The 19,963-nt window shown below is 60.3% G+C and carries 20 protein-coding genes; 9 read left to right on the forward strand and 11 right to left on the reverse strand.

Going from position 1 to position 19,963, the window contains the following annotated elements; genetic code table 11:
* Positions 1–32 precede the first annotated feature (32 nt).
* Entirely contained in the window at positions 33–1,415 is a 1,383-nt protein-coding gene (locus NUW46_RS17645; protein WP_418140824.1) for a sensor histidine kinase, read from the forward strand.
* On the opposite strand, the gene NUW46_RS17650 is transcribed toward NUW46_RS17645, so the two are convergent.
* Positions 1,348–2,007, reverse strand: a complete 660-nt coding sequence (locus NUW46_RS17650) for a response regulator transcription factor (RefSeq protein ID WP_418140825.1) — start codon at positions 2,005–2,007, stop codon at positions 1,348–1,350. The genes NUW46_RS17645 and NUW46_RS17650 overlap by 68 nt on opposite strands.
* A 228-nt stretch (positions 2,008–2,235) precedes the next feature.
* Between NUW46_RS17650 and NUW46_RS17655 the strand changes: the two genes are divergently transcribed.
* From NUW46_RS17655 to NUW46_RS17665, 3 genes are all read left to right on the forward strand, one after another.
* Positions 2,236–3,534, forward strand: a complete 1,299-nt coding sequence (locus tag NUW46_RS17655) for a substrate-binding domain-containing protein (RefSeq protein WP_418140826.1) — start codon at positions 2,236–2,238, stop codon at positions 3,532–3,534.
* Between the two features lie 113 nt (positions 3,535–3,647).
* Entirely contained in the window at positions 3,648–4,943 is a 1,296-nt protein-coding gene (locus NUW46_RS17660; protein ID WP_209399811.1) for a pyridoxal phosphate-dependent aminotransferase, read from the forward strand.
* 54 nt (positions 4,944–4,997) lie between these two features.
* On the forward strand, positions 4,998–5,822 hold the full coding sequence (locus tag NUW46_RS17665; RefSeq protein ID WP_418140827.1) for an inositol monophosphatase family protein: 825 nt from the start codon (positions 4,998–5,000) through the stop codon (positions 5,820–5,822).
* A 198-nt stretch (positions 5,823–6,020) separates the two neighbouring features.
* On the opposite strand, the gene slmA is transcribed toward NUW46_RS17665, so the two are convergent.
* The 9 genes from slmA to NUW46_RS17710 form a co-directional block, all read right to left on the reverse strand.
* Positions 6,021–6,608, reverse strand: a complete 588-nt coding sequence (slmA, locus tag NUW46_RS17670) for a nucleoid occlusion factor SlmA (RefSeq protein WP_008173360.1) — start codon at positions 6,606–6,608, stop codon at positions 6,021–6,023.
* A 90-nt stretch (positions 6,609–6,698) separates the two neighbouring features.
* Positions 6,699–7,508: a thiazole synthase gene (locus NUW46_RS17675; protein WP_069182068.1), complete on the reverse strand. Its 810-nt coding sequence runs from the start codon at positions 7,506–7,508 to the stop codon at positions 6,699–6,701.
* A 72-nt stretch (positions 7,509–7,580) separates the two neighbouring features.
* The gene (thiS, locus tag NUW46_RS17680; RefSeq protein WP_069182069.1) at positions 7,581–7,781 is read right to left on the reverse strand and encodes a sulfur carrier protein ThiS; all 201 of its coding nucleotides are present in this window, start codon (positions 7,779–7,781) and stop codon (positions 7,581–7,583) included.
* Between the two features lie 25 nt (positions 7,782–7,806).
* Complete coding sequence (locus tag NUW46_RS17685; protein ID WP_418142057.1) at positions 7,807–8,133, reverse strand: DUF423 domain-containing protein; 327 nt, start codon at positions 8,131–8,133, stop codon at positions 7,807–7,809.
* 76 nt (positions 8,134–8,209) lie between these two features.
* Entirely contained in the window at positions 8,210–9,010 is an 801-nt protein-coding gene (locus tag NUW46_RS17690; RefSeq protein ID WP_418140828.1) for a symmetrical bis(5'-nucleosyl)-tetraphosphatase, read from the reverse strand.
* Entirely contained in the window at positions 9,003–9,833 is an 831-nt protein-coding gene (gene rsmA, locus NUW46_RS17695; protein ID WP_418140829.1) for a 16S rRNA (adenine(1518)-N(6)/adenine(1519)-N(6))-dimethyltransferase RsmA, read from the reverse strand. Before rsmA ends, NUW46_RS17690 begins: the two co-directional genes overlap by 8 nt.
* Positions 9,830–10,840, reverse strand: a complete 1,011-nt coding sequence (gene pdxA, locus NUW46_RS17700; protein WP_418140830.1) for a 4-hydroxythreonine-4-phosphate dehydrogenase PdxA — start codon at positions 10,838–10,840, stop codon at positions 9,830–9,832. Before pdxA ends, rsmA begins: the two co-directional genes overlap by 4 nt.
* Positions 10,840–12,180 carry a peptidylprolyl isomerase gene (locus NUW46_RS17705; RefSeq protein ID WP_136630043.1) on the reverse strand — a complete coding sequence of 447 codons (1,341 nt, stop codon included), beginning with the start codon at positions 12,178–12,180 and terminating at the stop codon, positions 10,840–10,842. The genes pdxA and NUW46_RS17705 overlap by 1 nt, the downstream gene beginning before the upstream one ends.
* 64 nt (positions 12,181–12,244) lie before the next feature.
* Positions 12,245–14,566 (reverse strand): LPS-assembly protein LptD, encoded by a 2,322-nt coding sequence (locus NUW46_RS17710; RefSeq protein ID WP_418142058.1) that lies wholly within the window; start codon positions 14,564–14,566, stop codon positions 12,245–12,247.
* Between the two features lie 244 nt (positions 14,567–14,810).
* Between NUW46_RS17710 and NUW46_RS17715 the strand changes: the two genes are divergently transcribed.
* Genes NUW46_RS17715 through NUW46_RS17725 form a run of 3 tightly spaced genes read left to right on the forward strand, consistent with a single transcriptional unit; the run spans position 14,811 to position 17,303 of the window.
* Positions 14,811–15,869 carry an aminoglycoside phosphotransferase family protein gene (locus NUW46_RS17715; protein ID WP_222465485.1) on the forward strand — a complete coding sequence of 353 codons (1,059 nt, stop codon included), beginning with the start codon at positions 14,811–14,813 and terminating at the stop codon, positions 15,867–15,869.
* Positions 15,866–16,564: an N-acetylmuramate alpha-1-phosphate uridylyltransferase MurU gene (gene murU / locus NUW46_RS17720; protein WP_305966430.1), complete on the forward strand. Its 699-nt coding sequence runs from the start codon at positions 15,866–15,868 to the stop codon at positions 16,562–16,564. The genes NUW46_RS17715 and murU overlap by 4 nt, the downstream gene beginning before the upstream one ends.
* Complete coding sequence (locus NUW46_RS17725) at positions 16,551–17,303, forward strand: DnaJ domain-containing protein (RefSeq protein WP_069182077.1); 753 nt, start codon at positions 16,551–16,553, stop codon at positions 17,301–17,303. Before murU ends, NUW46_RS17725 begins: the two co-directional genes overlap by 14 nt.
* A gap of 7 nt (positions 17,304–17,310) precedes the next feature.
* Here NUW46_RS17725 and NUW46_RS17730 read toward each other — a convergent pair whose 3' ends face one another.
* On the reverse strand, positions 17,311–18,264 hold the full coding sequence (locus tag NUW46_RS17730; RefSeq protein ID WP_349342334.1) for a DUF3530 family protein: 954 nt from the start codon (positions 18,262–18,264) through the stop codon (positions 17,311–17,313).
* 117 nt (positions 18,265–18,381) lie between these two features.
* Here NUW46_RS17730 and rpe point away from each other — a divergent pair, with 117 nt between their 5' ends.
* A complete protein-coding gene (gene rpe, locus NUW46_RS17735) occupies positions 18,382–19,068 on the forward strand; it encodes a ribulose-phosphate 3-epimerase (RefSeq protein ID WP_418140831.1) in 687 nt (228 codons plus the stop codon).
* The gene (locus NUW46_RS17740) at positions 19,065–19,754 is read left to right on the forward strand and encodes a phosphoglycolate phosphatase (RefSeq protein ID WP_069182080.1); all 690 of its coding nucleotides are present in this window, start codon (positions 19,065–19,067) and stop codon (positions 19,752–19,754) included. Before rpe ends, NUW46_RS17740 begins: the two co-directional genes overlap by 4 nt.
* Positions 19,755–19,963 lie beyond the last annotated feature (209 nt).

Genomic DNA, 19,963 nt, shown 5'->3' on the forward strand with positions numbered 1-19,963 from the left:
ATCCGGAGACCCACGCGATACTGGACACGGCCATGACGACCGAGCAGATCGAACAGCAGCAGACCGCCGGATTCCGCAACCTGCGCTTCACGCCAGACCTCGAAGAGGCCTTCCGGCGATCACGGGCCGGCCTGATCAGGCATCGGGCCAGGCCAGTCTCGATCGCCGGGCTGATCCTGTTTTTGATCTACGCGGTGATGGATGCACTGACCCTCCCTGCCGAGCTGGCCCAGGTCACGATATCCATCCGGCTCGCCATTACCTGCCCTGTAATTGCCATTGTGATCTGGCTCGCCTACCGTCCAGTTCCTTCCGACATCAACTTTGAACGCATCTATACCCTCGCCTATCTAATGGGTGGCCTGAGCGTGGTGGCGATCATCGCGGCGGCGCGGCAGGCCGGGTATCCACTGCCCTACGAGGGCATGATCCTGATGCTCATGTTCGGATACTTCGCCATGGGGCTGCCGTTTTTCAGCGCGTCCCTGGTGTCACTGGTGCTGGTGATCAGCTACCTGATGATCGAGCTGTTAAACGGCATGTCCGGCGCCGCCCTCGCCACCAATCTGTTCTTTCTGACCACGGCCAACATCATTGGCATGGTAGGCGCCTGGACCAGCGAGTACCGTCACCGTGCACACTTCCTGGATCGTCAACTGCTGGATCGACTGCACCAGGCAACCAGGGATGAAAGCCGGCGAAAAACCGAACTGATCACCGCGGCCAGCCATGACCTTCGCCAACCCCTGAACGTGATCGACATAACGCTGGAGAACCTTTCGCCTGGCCAGGACGGATCCACCACCCGGCAGTTGAAGGATATGGTCCGACATCTTCGCCGCCTTCTCGGCACCGTCTTTGACAGCGCCAGACTGAATGAAGGCATGGTGCAGGCTGATATCCGGCCCACCTCACTGGCGCCGATTTTCCGGGATCTGAATGACCTGATGGCTGATTCATCGGGCAACAGTGACGTGACAGTGAAAATCGACCAGGGCACTGGCAACCTCAAGGTCATGGCCGATCCGTCCCTGCTGTCCCGGGTGCTCCAGAATCTGCTGTTCAATGCGGTGCAACATAGCGGTGGCAATCGTATTCACCTGTCCGCACGCAGCGTGGGTACGCAAGTCCTTTTGGAGGTCTTGGATAACGGAACCGGCGTGCCCACCGAGCTGAACGATTCCCTGTTCTCACCCTACGTCAGGGGCCAGGGCCAGACAGACTACCCCGGCCTGGGTTTGGGGCTGACCATCGTAAAGGAATTCGTTGTCCTGATGCAGGGAACCTGTGGCGTCGAAACAGGGACCGGACGGGGGTCTGTGTTTTGGGTGCGGCTACCGGCGGCCCTCACAGCCAACCGCGTGTACGAGCCAGATTCACGCACTCCGTCCGGTTATGAACACCAAGCTGGGTGAAGATGGCCTTGAGGTGGGTTTTTACCGTGTGTTCTGTAAGGTTCAGACTCTGGCAGATGCGTTTATTGGGGAAGCCTTGCGCCAGGAGGAGAAGCACATCCATTTGCCGTGGAGTCAATGACAGATCCTGCGCCACGGGTTCCAGACCGCCCGGGAAATAACCCTCACCACGACTCACAGACCGAACCATACTCACCAGAGCCGACCGACCGGCAGATTTCGCCAGAAAACCACTGGCACCGGCCGCCCTTGCTGCCCGCACCGTCGCCTCATCTTCACTGCTTGAAATGATCACCACCGGAGGTGGGTCCCGGTGGACTGCCAGTCTCGGCAGCAAGGCCAGCCCCGTCTCACCCTGGAGTGCAATATCGAGCAGGATAAGCTGAAAATCGTCCTGGTGGGCCAGGAGACTTGAGGCAACCTCAACCGAGCTGGCCGTTATAACAGATTCGGCCAGCCCCTCCTGCCGGATTAAACCGGCCAATCCCTGGGCAAAAAGGGCATGATCATCAACCAGCAACACCTTGTTCAGAGGAAGCGGCTGAGTGGGACAGCCAACAGACTGCCCCGTTTCTGATGTGATGGCATCCATGGATGAGCCTCTGCCCGCTGTGTTTATTTTTGTTACGGCGGATGACTCACTATAGGCCAGCGCGCCCTTGCTCTCCGCGTACTGCTTAACATTTTTTTACAGCCCCCGCCCGGGCACCTCCATTGCGTGGGACTGATGAAACACAACTGTCATATTCCTGAAGCATCCTTCTCGGCTCCAACCAACTGACTGGTAAAGGCTTTTATCAAAATGCCGCGATTTACACGGATGACTTCAAAACTGCCGGGGCTGCTACTGCCAACGATAATGGCGTTCCAGGCCCAGGCCTATGACCTGGAAATTCATGGTTCCAATACTGTCGGCGCCACCCTGGCACCCATGCTGGTCACCGGCTACCTGGAAGAGCACGGCGGCGGGCAGGTTACGTCCAGGGGCACGGGCGTGGAAAACGAAAAGGTTCTGCGCGCACCGGTGAACAACCGGGCGACGGAGGTGCTGGTGGCAGCGCATGGTTCAAGCACCGGCTTCAAGGCCCTGGCCGCCGGCAAAGCCAACATCTGGGCCTCTTCCCGGCCGGTAAAACCACAGGAAGCCGAGCAATTTCGTGCCAGGGCCGACCTCAATGCGCCAGAGAGCGAGCACGTCATTGCCATCGATGGACTGGCGATTCTGGTTCATCCGTCCAACCCCATCAGTAAAATGAGTATCGAGACCCTGGGCCGGGTATTCTCCGGACAGATCCGGAACTGGTCGGAGCTGGGCGGCCCGGATCGCCCCATTCAACTCTATGCCAGGGACGACCGTTCCGGGACCTGGGACACCTTCAAATCCCTGGTACTGGGGAAAGAGTTCGAACTGGACAACACCGCCAGGCGCTACGAATCCAACGACCAGCTATCCGATGACGTTAGCCGGGATCCCTCCGGCATCGGCTTCTCCGGCCTGGCTTCGGTTCGAGACAGCAAACTGCTGGCCATCTCGGAAGGCAATGCGCCAGCTCTGCGCCCCAATCAGCTCACCGTCGCCAGTGAGGACTACCCGCTGTCACGTCGATTGTTCATGTACACGCCGGGAAGTGATGTCCCGCCGCTCTCCGCCGGCCTGATCGGATTCGCCCTCGGCCAGCAGGGGCAGGCACTGGTGGCCGAATCCGGGTTCATTTCACAGAACCCCATCGCGGTGAAGCCGGAGTTCGACGACTCGACGCCCGAGAGCTTTCGCCGACTGACAGGTAACTACCATCGTCTGACCGTCAATTTCCGCTTCTCCGAAGGTCGAACCAAGCTCGATAACAAGGCGCGCCGCGACCTGCTGCGGGTTCAGCAGTATCTGCTCCAGAACGGTCGATCCGCTGATGACCTGTTATTGATCGGGTTTGCCGACACCCAGAGCCACGAGCTGCGAGCCCAGATGATCTCCGAGCTTCGGGCCCTGTCGGTCCGCAAGGCCCTGCAGGAAGTGAACGTGCCGGATGTTGCCTACACGGGTTATGGCCAGTACATGCCAGTGGGCGGCAGCGGCAACTCTCGCAACGGGCGCGTGGAAGTCTGGATCAAATCCCGTTAGCCGCGACCAAAGTCTGATGCCAAACTGCGGCAATCACCTATCCGCTGCGGCATCACACCTATGTTTGGGTTTTCTATACTAACGAGGTCATTTCCAACCAACAGACAGGGACAATGGACATCCAAAACGACCACCGTTACGCGATCAACCTGAACGTTCGGGGCATTCAGCCCTCAGCCACCCTTCGCATCAATGAGCTGAGCAATCACCTCAAATCCGAAGGCAAGGACATTATCAAACTCGGGCTGGGGCAATCCCCCTTCCCGGTGCCCGATCGCGTGGTGGAGGCGCTCAAAGAGCACGCCCACGAAAAGGACTATCTGCCGGTTAAAGGCCTTAAAGGCCTGCGTGAGGCCATTGCCGGTTACATCCGCCGGAGCGAACGCATGCACTGTACCTGGGAGGACGTGCTCATCGGCCCGGGCTCAAAGGAGCTGCTGTTCATGCTTCAACTGGCCTACTACGGGGACCTCCTGATCCCCCGCCCGAGCTGGGTTTCCTATGCGCCGCAAGCCCGGATCATCGGCCGCTCCGTACACTGGCTGCCTACCCATGCCGAAAACAACTGGCAACTGACCGCCGAAGAGCTGGATATCATCTGTCGCGATGATCCCTCGCGGCCCCGGATCCTGATCCTGAACTACCCGTCCAACCCCACGGGTTGCACCTACACCGACGACCAGCTGCTGGCCATCGCCAACGTGGCCCGCAAATACAAGCTGATTCTGCTGTCGGACGAAATCTACGGTGAAGTGCATTTCGAGGGCAAGCACAAATCCATCGCCCGCTATTACCCCGAAGGCACTATCATCAGCACGGGTCTGAGCAAGTGGGCCGGTGCCGGTGGCTGGCGCCTGGGCACATTTATTTTCCCCCGGGAACTGCGGCCGTTGCAGGACGCCATGGCGATCATCGCCAGCGAGACCTATACCGCCACCAGCGCACCAATCCAGCACGCAGCGATAGCGGCGTTCAACGGCGGTGAGGACATTGATGAATACCTGAAACAGTCCCGCCGTGTGTTGAAGGTTGTGGGCGAGTACATGCATCGCCGCCTGACCGAGATGGGCGCCGTGGTCCAGAAACCGGAAGGTGCGTTCTACCTGTTCCCCGACTTCTCCGGGTTCCGGGAGCAACTGGCCAGGAAAGACATCAAAACCAGCCAGGCCTTCTGCCAGGCTCTGCTGGAAAACACCGGCGTCGCCATCCTGCCCGCCAGCGACTTCGGCTTTGTGCCGGATCATCTTGGGGCACGACTGGCCTTTGTTGACTTCGATGGAACCGAATCCCTGCACCTCGCCGGCACTGACTATGCCGAACAGGAGCTGGGCGACGATTTCGTCAAGCAGGCGTGTCCAAGACTGGTTCTGGCCATGGACAAGATGGAGCAGTGGCTGAACAGCCTCTGATTCTGCCGTGTTAGACTGGCGTCCTCATTCCTAGGGGATATCAACGGGGGCGCCATGTCTGATTCTGTTTCTCTGCTCGAGATTACCGACTTTGCCGAAAACCTGGCCCGCGAAGCCGGCGAGCTGATTCGCCGCGAGCGGGACAACAACGCCCTGCGAACCGACTACAAACACCAGACCGAACTGGTCACCCACGCCGACGTGATGGCCGACGAATTCATTACCGGCGCCATCCGCAAGCGTTTCCCAGACCATCGAATCCTCTCCGAAGAAACCATGCCGGACCTGAGCCAGGCGGAAGAACTGGACACTCCGCTCTGGATAGTCGACCCCATCGACGGCACAGTGAACTATGCCTACGGCCACCCTCAAGTGGCGGTGTCCATTGCCTATGCCGAAAAAGGTCGGGTCCAGGCCGGCGTGGTCCACGCGCCCTTCCCCGGCGAAACCTTCCGGGCAACCCGTTCAGAAGGCGCCACTCTCAACGGCCGCCCAATCCGGCACAGTGGCGCCACGGTTCCTCGTGACTCCCTGTTCGCCACCGGTTTCCCCTACACCAAAGACGCCCTGGAGCCGTTGGTCAAACGCCTGGACGCCATGATTCACCAATGCCGCGACCTGCGCCGTATTGGCTCCGCGGCCCTGGATATCTGCTGGGTGGCCTGTGGCCGACTGGATATCTACTACGAGAACGTCAGCCCCTGGGACTTCGCCGCCGCCCGCCTGATTGCCCTGGAAGCAGGTGCCACAGCGGGCCACTTCGGCGAGGTGCCTGAAGGCTATCCTGCTGACCTCTGGGGCCGCGATATCCTGATCTCGGCGCCGGCGGTTTGGGAGCCTGTTCGTTCTATTCTCCGGGCTGCCTCTGGGTACGACTGATTGTGCAGGTAGGTTTAAGGCGATATATCTCAAGAGTCTGAGAGGCTGAGGCAGGAAGGGCTTTCCCGAAATGTCGGCGGCCATGGATGGCCGACGTCAAGCGCACATGGACGTGCTCGTAGCGGTTTCGGGAAAGCCCTTCCTGCCTCCGCCCAACCACCGAACATCCAGGCTACATGAAAGAAGCAAACTCCAAGCTCAGCCCCAAACACCCTCAGCAACCAGCCCCCAACTCTCGTCGAAGTCGGTCGAGGGCAACCGCGAGAACGAAGACCGGATAAATCGCTGGATACGTCCTTCAACGAACACCAAGACAAAATCCGCACCGCGGGCAGACGTGGTTCTGGGGCGAAGCCCCTGGCGGATTTCACCTTCCTTGAGGGTCTGGCGAACCTGGGTTTCCAGGCGCTCGAAGAACTGGGAGGCACGTTTACGAAGGGTGTCGTTCTCGCCCATCAGGGCATCTCCTGTCAGCACACAACACAGGCCAGGATTGCGCTCAGCGAACACCAGGACCAGGTGCACCAGTTGCTGAAGGCGAACCCGCACATCCTCCTGCTCCTGCAGGATCACCTGGCAGCGGGAGAACACCGCCTCCTCAGCAAACTCGATAAGTGCCTCGAACATTTTCCGTTTGCTGGGAAAGTGTCGGTAAAGGGCCGCCTCGGTAACACCCACGGATTTGGCAAGGCCGGCGGTGGTGATTCGGGCTCCCGGATCCGTCTCCAGGAGTTCCACAAGGGCATGAAGAATCGCCTCACGGCGACTGGGTTTCTGATCAGTCATGGCAGGACAGCAGCGCTCTGATTTATCGTTGTCGGGGCCGGTCGTTCAGCGCCGGCCCTCGGTTATCGTTAGTCAGGATTGTGCCCGAGATCAGAAGAAGGTGCCATCAATGGGCGAGGACGCACTGGCATAGAGTTTCTTCGGCATCCGGCCTGCCAGGTAGGCTTCGCGGCCAGCCTCGATGGCGAGGCGCATGGCATTGGCCATCTTGATCGGGTCTTTGGCCTGGGCAATGGCGGTATTCATCAATACGCCGTCGCAACCCAGCTCCATGGCGATGGTAGCGTCTGACGCAGTGCCGACGCCGGCGTCAACCAGTACGGGTACCTTCGCGTTTTCCACGATCAACCGGATGTTGTACCGGTTCTGGATACCCAGTCCGGAACCGATTGGCGCGCCCAGCGGCATGATGGCCACGCAACCCATATCTTCCAGGCGCTTGGCCAGCAGCGGGTCGTCCGAGCAGTAGACCATCACCTTGAAGCCATCCTTGATCAGCTCCTCAGCGGCCACCAGCGTTTCGGTCATGTTCGGGTAGAGGGTCTTCTCCTCGCCGAGGACTTCCAGTTTCACCAGATCATGGCCATCCAGGAGCTCCCGGGCCAGCTTACAGGTGCGCACGGCATCCTTGGCGGTGTAGCAACCGGCGGTGTTCGGCAAAATGGTGTAATGATCCGGGGAAACCACATCCAGCAGGTTCGGCTCATCCGGATTCTGGCCGAGGTTGGTGCGGCGAACGGCAACGGTAACAATTTCTGCACCGCTCGACTCGATGGCATGACCGGTTTCCATCATGTCACGGTATTTGCCGGTGCCAACGAGCAGACGGGACTGGTAAACCCGCCCGGCAATTTCTAGCGGTCTGTCTTCTGGAAGCTGGATTTCGGATGTCTCTGTCATAAAGTTCCTGAATAATTTGAATACGGGAGGACGGAAACCGCTGTGGTTGCCGGGTCGGGCGGACCGGCCAGTTTAACCGCCGCCAATCGCGTGAACGACTTCCACACGGTCGCCATCGCTCAGGGTAAATTCCGGGTGTTGGCTGCGTGGCACGATGTCCTCGTTTACCTCAACCGCCAGCCGCTTGCCCGCGAGAGCCATCTTTTCAATCAGCGTGGCAACGGTTGCGCCTTTCGGTAGCTCCATTGCATCGCCATTTACCTGAACCTGCATCGTGACTCTTGCACCTCTGTATTCATCACTTGTTCCGGCGGAGACCGGAGGTTATTAACAGCGCCCAGCCCACCATGAAAGACATGCCGCCCAGAGGCGTAATCGGGCCGATCCAGCGGATGTCCGTAAGCACCAACAGGTAAAGACTGCCGCTGAATAGCAGAATGCCGGCGAGGAAAAATCCTGCCGACCAACCAAGCCATTTCCGGGGAAGCCCCTGCCCGCTGAGCAAAGCCAACAGAACCAGCGCAATGGAATGATACATCTGGTATGTGACGGCGGTCTGGAAAACTTCAAGTCCCCGGTCACTGACCAGGCCGCGCAGGCCGTGGGCGCCGAAGGCGCCTGACATTACCGCCAGAAGCGCCAGAAAAGCTCCCGCGACCAGGGGCCATACAAGGACCCGCCCCGGGGTTTGATGTACGGGCTCAGCAGTCACAGTGGATCTTTTCTCCGGTATCCAGATTCATCATAGTCAAGGCACCGCCCCAGACACAGCCGGTATCCAGGCCGATAAACCGGTCGCTGCCGGTTTTTCCTTCCAGGGCTGCCCAGTGGCCAAACACCACTCGGACATCGTCATTGCGCGGAAAATAAAACCAGGGCTCGAAGCCTTCCGGGGCACTGTCAACGGTTTCCTTGGCCGCCAGCTCCAGGGTGCCGTCCTCGGCAATGAAGCGCATGCGGGTAAAATAGTTGGTAATAACACGCCAGCGATCCATACCCTGCAACCTATCGTCCCAGCGCTCGGGTTGGTTGCCGTACATATGGGTGAAGTATTCCTCAGCGGCATCGCCATGGATCACAGCTTCCACTTCACGGGCGCAGTCCATGGCCTGACTGACCGACCAGACATGGGGCAAACCGGCGTGGGTCATCACCAGATTCCGGGCCGCATCGTGAACGCAGAGTTTCTGTTGCCTTAGCCAATAAACAAGCCGGTCGTGATCGGGCGCGTCGAGGATATCCGACAGGGTGTCTTTGCGACGGGTCTGGTGGCCGCCCATCGACACCGCAAGCAGATGCAAATCGTGGTTGCCAAGCACCACAACCGCAGAATCCCCGAGGCTCTCGATATACCTGAGAGTTGCCAGTGAGGACGGGCCACGGTTGATCAGGTCGCCGGCCACCCACAAACGGTCTCGGGAGGGGGAGAAATCCACCTTGTCCAGGACGTCTCTCAGGCGTTCGTAACAGCCCTGAATATCGCCAATGGCGTAATCAGTCATCACTTACCTCGTTTGCGGTGCTGGCTGCACCCTTCTCTTCGAAAAGCAGATCCGCGATGGCCACGTAATCGGCCAACCCCAGATTCTCCGGGCGCAGACCGTCATTGATTCCCAGGCTCTGGAGCTGTTCAACCGAGACCATACCGCCCAGGGCCTTGCGCAGGGTTTTACGGCGCGCGTTAAAGGCCGTGCGAACCACTGCCTGGAGCGTCGCCAGATCCTTCGCGGGATGGGGCAATGTTTTATGAGGCACCAGCCGGACGATGGCAGAATCCACTTTCGGCGCCGGGCGGAACGCGCCGGGTCCCACCTCGAACAGCGGCTGCACCCTGCAAAAATACTGGGTCATGATACCAAGGCGACCGTAATTGTTGTCGCCGGGCACCGCGGCCATCCTCTGAACCACTTCTTTTTGCAGCATGAAGTGCATGTCCTGCACCACGCCGGCCTGGGACAGCAGGTGGAAAATCAGGGGCGTGGATATATTGTACGGCAGGTTACCGATGATCCGCAGGGGACGATCCACCATGAGCTGGCTGAAATCGAACTTGAGCGCGTCCGCTTCGTGAATCCGGAACTCGGGATAGTTGAAGAACTTGGTGCGCAGCACCGGAATCAGGTCGCGATCCAGCTCCACTACCTGCAGCCTTGGATTCACGGCCAGTATCTCTTCGGTCAGCGCGCCCAGACCGGGACCAATTTCCACGATGGCGTCATCGGGTTTCGGATTGATCGCGCGGATGATCCGCTCGATGGTCCCTGGATCATGGAGGAAATTCTGGCCAAACCGTTTTCTGGCCTGGTGGCCGGCTTTGTTGCTCACGAACGGGTCTCTTCAATTGCAGATTTACGACAACGAGCCATTTGCTCACCCACCTTCAAGGCCGTATGCAGGCTGCCGGCATCAGCCCGGCCGGTGCCAGCCAGATCCAGGGCCGTGCCATGGTCCACCGAGGTTCGGACAATGGGCAGCCCCAGGGTAATGTTTACGGCGCGCCCGAAGCCCTGAAATTTCAGTACCGGCAGTCCCTGATCATGGTACATGGCCAGAACCGCGTCGGCCTGGTCCAGCCAGTGCGGCGTGAAGAGGGTGTCGGCCGGCAGTGGTCCGGTCAGCGAAAGGCCTTCCGCGCGCAGACTCTCCAGGGTGGGCTCGATGGTGTCGATCTCTTCCCTGCCAAGGTGGCCGCCTTCCCCGGCGTGGGGGTTCAGGCCTGCCACCAGAATTCGGGGCCGTGCAATGCCAAAGAACTTTTTCAGATCGGTATCCAGAATCCGCGTCACCTGAGTCAGGCGCTCGGGGGTAATGGCGGCGGAAACGTCCTTGAGCGGTAAGTGGGTGGTTACCAGCGCAACTCGCAGCTCTTCGGTCGCAAGCATCATAACCACTCGCTCCACGCCGCAGAGCTCCTGCAAAAATTCGGTGTGACCGCTGAACAAAATGCCGGCATCGTTGATCACGCCTTTGTGGACAGGGGCCGTCACCATGCCATCAAACTCGCCGTCCAGGCAGCCATTGGCGGCAACCTCCAGCGTCCTGACCACATAGGCACTGCTGGCGGTATCCAGCGAGCCAGCCTGATCATTGGCGCAACCATCCACGTGCAGCACCGACAGCAGGCCCGCCTCCGTTTCCGGCGCCTCTCCGGGCTGCCAGGGACGCAGTTCAACCGCCAGATTCATTTGCTTCGCACGTGCCTCCAGCAGCGGCCTGCTGGCAACCACCACGACACCACAGGTTCTGGACTCCAGCGCCAGCTGCAGGCACAACTCCGGACCAATTCCAGCAGGCTCGCCGGCGGTGAGAGCCAGAACCACAGGATTACTCATCAGGAGACCGGCTCTTGTTCTGCAGGTTCATCCTTGGCGTACTCGCCTTTGAACTCGATAAAGGCCTCGTCGCGGATCTCCTGAAGCCAGTTTTGCAATTCGGTCTCGAACTTGCGCCGGTAGATGGCCTGACGCGCCTCGGCGTCGCGCACATCACCGCTGATGTCTTTCTGACGGCGCTCCTGAACCTGCAGGATGTGCCAGCCAAACTGGGAGCGGAACGGCCCTTGGAACTCACCGATATCGGCATTCAGCATGGCCTGCTCGAACGCGGGCACCATCTGACCGGGACTCACCCAACCCAGATTGCCGCCATCGGAACCGGACACCGGGTCATCCGAATACTCCTTGGCCAGGGCACTGAAGCTGGCACCGTTCTGCAGTTGCTGATACAGATCCCGGATCATGGTTTCCGCCTGGCTGTCGGTGGTTGCTTCGGAAGGCCGCACCAGAATATGGCGAACGCGATGCTGCTGGATCAATTGCTGCTGCTCGCCCCCGCGTTTATCCATGACCATAACCAGGTGGAAGCCGCTGTTGTTTTCAAGAACTTCCGACGGTTGACCCACCGGCAGCTCCGGCACCACCGGGGCAACGAGAGACGGCAGCTGGCCTTCGGCACGCCAGCCCATATCGCCGCCTTCCAGGGCATTACTGGCATCGGACTCGGCAACAGCCACCTCGCGGAAATCACGGCCGCTGGCAATCTCATTGCGCAGACGCTGGGCCTTTTCCCGGGCCGCATCGACCTCCGCCTCGTCGGACGGATCATCAACGCTGACAAAAATATACGCCAGCCGGTACTGGGCGTTATTGCCACCACGGGCCTCCAGGCTCTCCAGATAGTTTTCCACTTCCCTGTCGGTTACCCGCACCCGGTTGCCAACCTGGCGCTGCTGAACGCGACTGGTCAGCATCTCCCTTCGAATCTGCTCGCGGGCCTGGTTGTAGCTCACGCCTTCGGCCGCCAGCTGGTTTTCAAACTGGGCCAGGCTCATGCCGTTGCGCTCGGCAATGTTGGCCATGGTTTCGTTCAGCTCATTATCGCTGATACGCATACCTGCGCGATCCGCCATCTGCATCTGGATGGATTCGGTGATCAGTTGATCAAGCACCCGCTCTTCCAGGATCTGCCGCGGCGGCAACGCCGTGCCCTGGGCGCTAAGACGACTGGTGATGGTACTGATTCGCGCTTCCAGCTCGGTCTGCAGGATGACATCCTCGTCGACAATGGCCACCACCTGATCCAGCAGCTTGCGCTCGGCCTGAACAGACAGCGGAGCCAGAACGGCAAGAAGAACCAGTAACGCTTGTACACCATGGCGAAGGGTCGCCTTCATAATCACCTCTGCAAATAGAATTTGAGCTTTTCTGGCGTTTTGGGGGCCTTAGTCCGGGATCCACTCAGGGAGTTCCAAAACGACGACGCTCCCTTTCATCGAAACCGTAAATGGCCTCGGAAATACTCGATGAAGCCCCATCACTGCCACCAAGGCCCTTCAGCTGGATCTGGAACAGTATACGGCTATCGAGCTCCCGGTCGTCGGTCAGATAGTTCTGGTGAACAACCTGAACACTCCAGCAGCAGTTATTGTATTCCAGTCCGGCCAGGGATCCGACGGTCCGGTCAAGGTCGGAATCATAGACCCAGCGGCCGATCAGACTAACACGGTCCGATACCGGGAAAACCGCCGCAATGTCCGACTGTTCCAGTTCGTCCCGGCTGTAGGTGTGCCCAACACTGGCCAGGTAGCGATAATCACTGGAGTGAAAGAGCAACTGACTCCGGCCTTCCTCCGTGTTACCCGTATCCGGATCCCACAGCCCGGAAGAACGGATCTCGAGGGTATCCAGCGGGTTTAGCACCACCTCGCCCGCCAGGGGAGAACGACTCCGGGTACCGGCACCCTCACCAAACAGGGTCACCTCCCGATCCTCAAAATACTGAACCTGGCCAATACTGAACCGAGCGCGCTCGGCGCCGGTAAGCAGATCATTGAAACGGCTGGTCAGGGCAACGGTCAACTGATTGGCATCACCGACGCGGTCACCGCCGGTGAAACGGTCCGGACGAAACAACTGCTCGAAGCGAAAGGTCTGGAGGTCGGTGTCGAAATCCGGGATGTCGTTCTGGTCCGGATCGGCATCGGCCCAGGCGTAATAGAGGCGGGGCTCAAGGGTCTGGTTATAGGGCACATCGAACAGGCTGCTCTGCCGGTCGAAATACAACCCGTTATCCCATTCGGCAACTGGCACGGTGCGATCGAAGGCGCCATCGCCCAGGGTGTAGTCATCCAGATCGTAGCGAGTGTAATCCAGGCTCACCGAGGGCCGGCTGAATCCCCACAAGGCCCGCATCGGCAACGCCAGCTCCGGTCGCGCCCGGAAGCGCTGGCCGTTGGCACGATCGAGACCGGTCAGGGCCTCGTTATCCCGATAGAAGACCGTGTACTGGCTTTCCACACTGGCTTCCACAACACCGGCATCGGTCTGCCCCGCATAGATAATTTCAGGCAGCTGGGCATAGGGCTTGTCAACATCGGCGATGCGGTCGCTGATGGTCTGGTAGTCATTGAGGTAGGCGTCAAAGTACTGCTGGTCGCTCCGGAAAGTCACCCCGCCCTTTCTCTGCAGGTGGGTGGCCTGGTTGATCTCCAGGCTGCGGTTGAGGTCGCTGAGATAGTCCTCGTCGCTTACCACGGAAAAATCCCCGTAGCCTCGCCAGCCACCGCCAAAGGCAGCCCGGGTGGTGGCATCCAGGGCCCAGCGCTCTCCGGACTCACCGGGATTCTCCTCCTCGAACGCCGAATCATTGCCGATATATCCAAGCTGCAGGGTGGTTTCCCCGAGCGAACTGAGGTACCGACCTTCAACTTCGTTGAACAGACCCCGGCCATGAATGTACTGGGGCGTCAGGGTTGCATCGTAGTGGGGTGCCAGATTGAAGTAGTAGGGAACAGCGATGAAAGCGCCACTGCCAGCACTGGAGGAGCCGAACTGAGGGTACAGGAAGCCGGATTTGCGGCGATCATCAATGGGGAAGCTGGCCCAGGGCCAGTAAAAAACCGGTACATCCAGGACTTCCAGCCGAACATGCTTGGCAGTGCCAAACCCCTCCGCCCGATCCAGGCGAATGTCCGAGGCGACGATGGCCCAGTCATTCTGTCTGGGGCCGCAGGTGGTGAGCAAACCATCTTGAATGACCACCTGCTCCTCGCTGATACGCGACAGGCTGCCGGCATTGCCACGCATTTCCGGCCCATGCAGCAGAAAGGTCGCCGTATTGATGTCTAGGCGACCGGTTTCCACATCATAATTAGCGTCCTCACCAGTCAGTAAAAAGCCTTTACCTCGACTGACCAGTGGCCCCTGGACCGAGACGGCGCCGCGCTCCTGACTGTAACGGGCTTCCGAACCGGTCACCTGGAAGCCGCCCTGGCGAATCCGGACGTCGCCCTGGAGAAACAGCTCGCGATCGATCTCATACCGCGCATTCAGGCCACTGGCTTCCAGCGGTTGTTCGGCATCGCTGCCATTGGCAAACGCACCGCCAACGCCGTCGGCACCACCAGAAGGCAAGTAGCCCCCTTCGCAGAACAAAGGCAGCGAAGACCGAACCTCATCTGGCAGTTCCGCCCTGGGGCGCCAGTCAATTTCCGCCGCCGACGGCGCTGCCTGGGCATAACCTGCGGAACTTCCACCCCCCAGAAACGCGGCCAGCAGCAAATGGCCATACCGGCTCTGCCACCGGCTTTGCGGTGATTGCAGTGGGCGTTCGGGACATGGCACGGTGGCTGGATCCTGTTCCGGGTGAATTGTAGGACGGGCGATAATAACCGCCGACTAGTTTACACGTGCCCTCCGGGGTTGTTAACGGAAACTCCGCTGCAAAACCGATTTACCCTCTTTATACTCCTCTGCTAACTTTCGCTGTCAGCGACAACTTATTTTCAGGATCGCAACCCGAGTTATGGATACCCGCCTGCAGTTGCTGACCAACTGGGTCAGACAGTTCCCCGGCTTCGAACAGAGCGAAGCCGAACCGGTCTCCGGCGATGCCAGTTTTCGCCGCTATTTTCGGGTCTGGCAGCACGCCGGTCAGGCGAAGACCAACGGTGGCGATGTTCCGTTTATTGTTATGGATGCGCCCCCGGAACACGAAGACTGCGAACCCTTCGTGGCCATCGCACGGCACTGGCATCAGCAGGGCATTGCCGTGCCCGAAATCTTCCAGGCTGATCTGGAACAGGGCTTCCTGTTGCTGGAGGATTTTGGCGACCGACTGATGCTTGGCCAACTGAACGAGAAGTCTGCAGACCGGCTGTACCGGAATGCCCTTGAGGAACTCACTCTCATTGCCCGCCAGCCCTCTCCCGAGGCGTACCCACTGCCTCCCTACGACGCCACCCTCCTGGAGCGAGAGATGGCGCTGTTTCCGGACTGGCTACTGGAACAGCATCTGGGCATGCAGCTGGAAAACAGTGAGCGGGCGCTGCTGGACACCACGTTTTCCATGCTTCGGGAAAGTGCGCTGGCGCAACCGGAAGTAACGGTTCACCGGGACTACCATTCCCGCAACCTGCTGGTCCGCCCCAACGAACCGCGCCCCGGCGTCATCGATTTCCAGGATGCCGTCACCGGTCCGGTCACCTACGACGTCGTGTCCCTGCTGAAAGATTGCTACATCCAGTGGCCGGAGGCACGGATCTGCGACTGGCTGGAGGTGTTTCGACAGGGCAGCCGGGACGCAGGACTGCATCGGGCCGATCCGGAAACCTTCCGTCAGTGGTTTGAACTGATGGGCATGCAGCGCCACCTGAAGGCCGCCGGGATTTTCGCCCGGCTGTCGATCCGCGATGGCAAACACGGTTACCTCAATGACATTCCGCGCACCGTGCAGTACCTGATCGTTGCCAGCAGCCGGCAGCCGGCCCTGCGCCATTTCCACGAATGGCTCAGCGATACGGTTATGCCGCGCATCGAGGCGAGCATTGGCCCGACCCCCGGCCAGGAGCATTCGCACCAGTGAAAGCCATGATTCTCGCCGCCGGCAAAGGTGAACGCATGCGGCCGCTGACCCTGGCCACACCAAAGCCCCTACTCAAGGCCGCCGGCAAGCCTCTGATCAGCTATCACCTGGACCACCTGCGGCGAGCGGGATTCCGCGAGGTGGTCATCAACCACGCGTGGCTGGGCGACCAGATTGAGGAAACGCTGGGCAATGGCGATCAGTTCGGCCTGTCAATTCAATACTCCCGCGAGGGCGAGCCCCTGGAGACTGCCGGCGGCATAGTGCGCGCCCTGCCCCTGCTGGCCGATGATGAATCAGACTGGTTCCTGGTGATCAATGGCGACATCTGGAGCGATTTCGACCTGGCCCAACTGATACCGCCGGCCGACGCCGACGCGCTGCTGGTGGTCACCCACAACCCGCCACACCATCCCGAGGGAGACTTTCACCTGACCGACCAGGGATTGCTCATGGACGATGGGTCGGACAAGTTGACCTTCACCGGCATCAGCCTGCTGCGCAGGTGCCTGTTCGACGGCCTGACAGACCGGGCGGGAAAGCTCGGGCCGGTGCTGCGCAACGCCATGAGCGATGGCCGTGTGAGAGGCCTTTACCATTCGGGACAATGGGTAGACGTGGGCACCCCGGAACGGCTGCAAGCGCTGGACAGCCAACTGGGCAGAACGGAATCCGAAAACCATGGCAGGCAGTAACAGACAACCGGTGTTGCCGGCCCGGATGGAAGCCGAGTTTTCCAGCCTGATGCAGGAACTCTCGGCTTGCGGCCACCAGGCTCCAGCGCTGATCGAGCGCGCCCGCCTGCCCCGCTGGTGCAGGCGCCCCCTGTTTTTCTTTCTGGGCTACATTGCCAAATCAGAGGGTCGTGTGACCGAAGCCGACATCGGCTATGCCGAATCCCTGATCAAGGCCATGAAGCTGTCCAAGCGTCAACGACGACGCGCCATTGGTTGGTTCCAGGACGGCAAGTCAGCCGGGCAACTGCCCTTCATCCGCGGCCTGGCCATGCGCCTGTCCCGCCGCCTGTGGCCAGCACCGGCCCTGAAAACCGCCATCTGCCTGTGCCACGCCAGTCAGCTTAACGGTCGGCCCGGCAAGCCCAGACGCTACCGCTGCGAGGATGCCATTGATCAGATTGGTCTGCCGGTCAGCGTCACCGAGGACATCTTTGACAGCTACGCCAGCAAAGTCTGGACCCGGCACAGCGAGAACCTCTCCAGACCTACCAGTTATCAGCAAGCCTGTGAGATTCTAGGGGTTACCCGACGGGATTCTCTGGAGGTGATAAAACGGGCCTACCGCAAGAAGGTATCCGAGTGCCATCCGGACAAACTGGCCCAGCAGCAGATAAGCGTCCGTGACCAGAACCTCGCCAAAGAACGTCTGCTTCACTATCAGCAGGCCTGGGAGCTGATCAAACGTCACAACACCTAGGCCACCCCTAGCGGGACTCAAGCCAGGCGGCAACGCGGCTGGCAACCGTATCGCCCAGAGTTCCGGGTGCGGGTGTGAGCCAGGGCACCGGCTGTCGCTCAAAGCCACTCATCCCGGCCCGGCGCAACCTCATGCCAACACTCCAACCTGATCGATCATCAACGTCTCCGGAGGGATACAGCTCCAGCAATTCCGTGCCCAGCGACTCGAGACGTTCCGGCAGATCTGGCCTGTCGACCGGGTAAAACTGCGGAGCCACCCAGACAAGCGCAGAAGCATTGCCACCCTCCAACACCTGGTTGGTCACGTGTATGCTGGCCCGCCCGACTCCCAGAACAGCCGGAGCCTCATAGCCCCGCTCCACCAGAAGAGCCAGTCCGGCCGCGAGCATCTGGTTGATTCGACTTCTGTAGCGCGCCTCGAGATCGTCGGCGCTCTCTGAGGCCATGACGTCAATCATGACCGATTCCGATGCTTGCTGCTCCTCTGCATCCGCTTCAGCCGCCGGTTTCTCTGACACCGGCCGCATCAGGATCTCACTCAGTACCGGTGAAGGCGATTCCAGGCCCAGCGTGAGCACGGCCCATCCCCGCGAAGCCAGCCCCGCCGCCAGCGCTCCGGTCACGCCGGAGGCGGCGGTTTCGCCCTCGTCCGACAGAGCCAGCACGGCACCACGGGCCGGCAGCCGGGCTTCCGGATAGAACAGCCCCAGCGCCCGGTCCCCCTCCTCAAGTTCCAGCCATACCGCCGCCTCGGGAAAGCTCTGGTTAAGGGAGCGCTCCCCGGTGCCCGTCCAGACCAGGGCCCGGCTTGCAGAATCGGTAGCCGGCGCCGCCGAATCTCCAGGCTCGGCGGCCTGATCACCCTCTTCCTGGCCGAAGACAGCCGAGGGCACGGCAAACATCAGGGCCAGGATGACAGACCGGAACACGACCGGCCGGTAAAACTCGAATCTCTGCACAGATACTGATCCTTTGACTGCGAAAAAACGCGACTGAGCTGTTAGACTAGCAGCCATCCTGAATGTGCGGCAGGGACCGCTGACCACGCCATTATCCATTGTTGTGAGAGAGCCGTCATGAACCCTTACCTGATTGCCCCATCCATCCTGTCCGCCGATTTTGCCCGCCTTGGCGAGGAAGTCGACAACGTGCTGGCCGCTGGCGCAGATGTCGTGCACTTCGATGTCATGGACAATCACTACGTGCCCAATCTCACCATTGGCCCCATGGTCTGCGAGGCCCTGCGCAAGCATGGCGTGACCGCCCCCATCGATGTCCACCTGATGGTATCGCCGGTGGACGACATGATCCGTATGTTTATCGACGCCGGCGCCAGTTACATTACCTTTCATCCGGAAGCGACCAACCACATTGACCGATCACTGCAACTGATCCGCGATGGTGGCTGCCAGGCCGGCCTGGTGTTCAACCCGGCCACGCCGCTGCATTACATGGATCATGTGATGGACAAGCTGGACATGGTACTGCTGATGTCCGTGAACCCCGGTTTCGGCGGCCAGAAGTTTATACCGGGCACCCTCGACAAGCTCCGGGAAGCCCGCAAACGCATCGATGCCAGCAACTACAACATCCGCCTGGAAATCGACGGCGGCGTGAAGACCGAGAACATTCGGGAAATCGCCGAGGCCGGTGCCGACACCTTCGTGGCCGGTTCCGCCATCTTCAATACGGACGACTACAAGGCCACCATCGACGCCATGCGCGAAGAGCTGGAGCAGGCCCGCAGGGTGATCAGCCAATGAGCCTGGCGGGTTTGTTCAACGCCCGCTGGCCAGGGGTTGCCCTGTTCGATCTGGACGGCACCCTGGTGGACAGCGCGCCGGATCTTGCGGCAGCGATTGATCAGATGCTCGAACATCTTGGTCGCTCTCCGGCCGGCATCGACCGGGTGCGGAATTGGGTCGGCAACGGCGCCAGCGTGCTTGTGCGCCGGGCCCTGGCAGGCCAGGTGGACTGGGAACCGGCGCGGCCGAAAGACGACGCCCTGTTCAACGATGCCCTGGCAATCTTCTATCACGCCTATGGCACCATCAATGGCCGGCATTCGGTGGTCTATGCCGGCGTCGAGGCCTGTCTCACACATCTGAAAAACCAGGGCTGCCGGCTGGGCATTGTCACGAACAAGCCGGAACAGTTTGTGGCGCCGCTGCTTGAACAGATGGGGCTGGACCACTGGTTTGATCTGACCGTGGGTGGTGACACCCTGCCGGTCAAGAAACCAGACCCGACGCCCCTGCTCCATGCCATGGAGACGCTGGGGGGCACCCGGGGAACCACGGTAATGGTGGGCGACTCCGGGGCGGACATTAACGCCGCACTGGCAGCGGGCATTCCCTGCGTGGCGGTCCGCTACGGCTACAATTATGGGCCAGCCGTAGATACCCTGGGCGCCGATGCGGTTGTTGATTCGCTGGCCGAGCTTTTGTAATCTCACAAGGAACTTACATTGAGCACTTCTTTACGGGAGATTCCTGCCGTGCAGGGACTGAATCTGACTGCAGCGCGAGGCATCCTGACAACCCGCGCAACACGATGGTGGCGATGGCGCACCGGCTGAGCAAGCCCGGCGGCCGACCGGCTCCTGCCCGTCGAGCCCGCAGCACCTGATGGAAGCACTGGCTTCCGTCCACAATGCAG

Source organism: Marinobacter sp. MA (assembly GCF_048298425.1).
Classification (GTDB): Bacteria; Pseudomonadota; Gammaproteobacteria; order Pseudomonadales; family Oleiphilaceae; genus Marinobacter; species Marinobacter salsuginis.

Bases quoted from the DNA above. Each gene is read 5' to 3' on its own strand.
- thiS (WP_069182069.1), bottom strand. From the start codon at position 7,781: ATGCAGGTTCAGGTAAATGGCGATGCAATGGAGCTACCGAAAGGCGCA.
- NUW46_RS17690 (WP_418140828.1), bottom strand. From the start codon at position 9,010: ATGACTGATTACGCCATTGGCGATATTCAGGGCTGTTACGAACGCCTG.
- NUW46_RS17645 (WP_418140824.1), top strand. From the start codon at position 33: ATGACGACCGAGCAGATCGAACAGCAGCAGACCGCCGGATTCCGCAAC.
- NUW46_RS17655 (WP_418140826.1), top strand. From the start codon at position 2,236: ATGACTTCAAAACTGCCGGGGCTGCTACTGCCAACGATAATGGCGTTC.
- NUW46_RS17675 (WP_069182068.1), bottom strand. From the start codon at position 7,508: ATGACAGAGACATCCGAAATCCAGCTTCCAGAAGACAGACCGCTAGAA.
- NUW46_RS17725 (WP_069182077.1), top strand. From the start codon at position 16,551: ATGGCAGGCAGTAACAGACAACCGGTGTTGCCGGCCCGGATGGAAGCC.
- NUW46_RS17740 (WP_069182080.1), top strand. From the start codon at position 19,065: ATGAGCCTGGCGGGTTTGTTCAACGCCCGCTGGCCAGGGGTTGCCCTG.
- pdxA (WP_418140830.1), bottom strand. From the start codon at position 10,840: ATGAGTAATCCTGTGGTTCTGGCTCTCACCGCCGGCGAGCCTGCTGGA.
- NUW46_RS17665 (WP_418140827.1), top strand. From the start codon at position 4,998: ATGTCTGATTCTGTTTCTCTGCTCGAGATTACCGACTTTGCCGAAAAC.
- NUW46_RS17685 (WP_418142057.1), bottom strand. From the start codon at position 8,133: ATGTCAGGCGCCTTCGGCGCCCACGGCCTGCGCGGCCTGGTCAGTGAC.
- rpe (WP_418140831.1), top strand. From the start codon at position 18,382: ATGAACCCTTACCTGATTGCCCCATCCATCCTGTCCGCCGATTTTGCC.
- NUW46_RS17715 (WP_222465485.1), top strand. From the start codon at position 14,811: ATGGATACCCGCCTGCAGTTGCTGACCAACTGGGTCAGACAGTTCCCC.
- NUW46_RS17650 (WP_418140825.1), bottom strand. From the start codon at position 2,007: ATGGATGCCATCACATCAGAAACGGGGCAGTCTGTTGGCTGTCCCACT.
- NUW46_RS17705 (WP_136630043.1), bottom strand. From the start codon at position 12,180: ATGAAGGCGACCCTTCGCCATGGTGTACAAGCGTTACTGGTTCTTCTT.
- slmA (WP_008173360.1), bottom strand. From the start codon at position 6,608: ATGACTGATCAGAAACCCAGTCGCCGTGAGGCGATTCTTCATGCCCTT.
- NUW46_RS17660 (WP_209399811.1), top strand. From the start codon at position 3,648: ATGGACATCCAAAACGACCACCGTTACGCGATCAACCTGAACGTTCGG.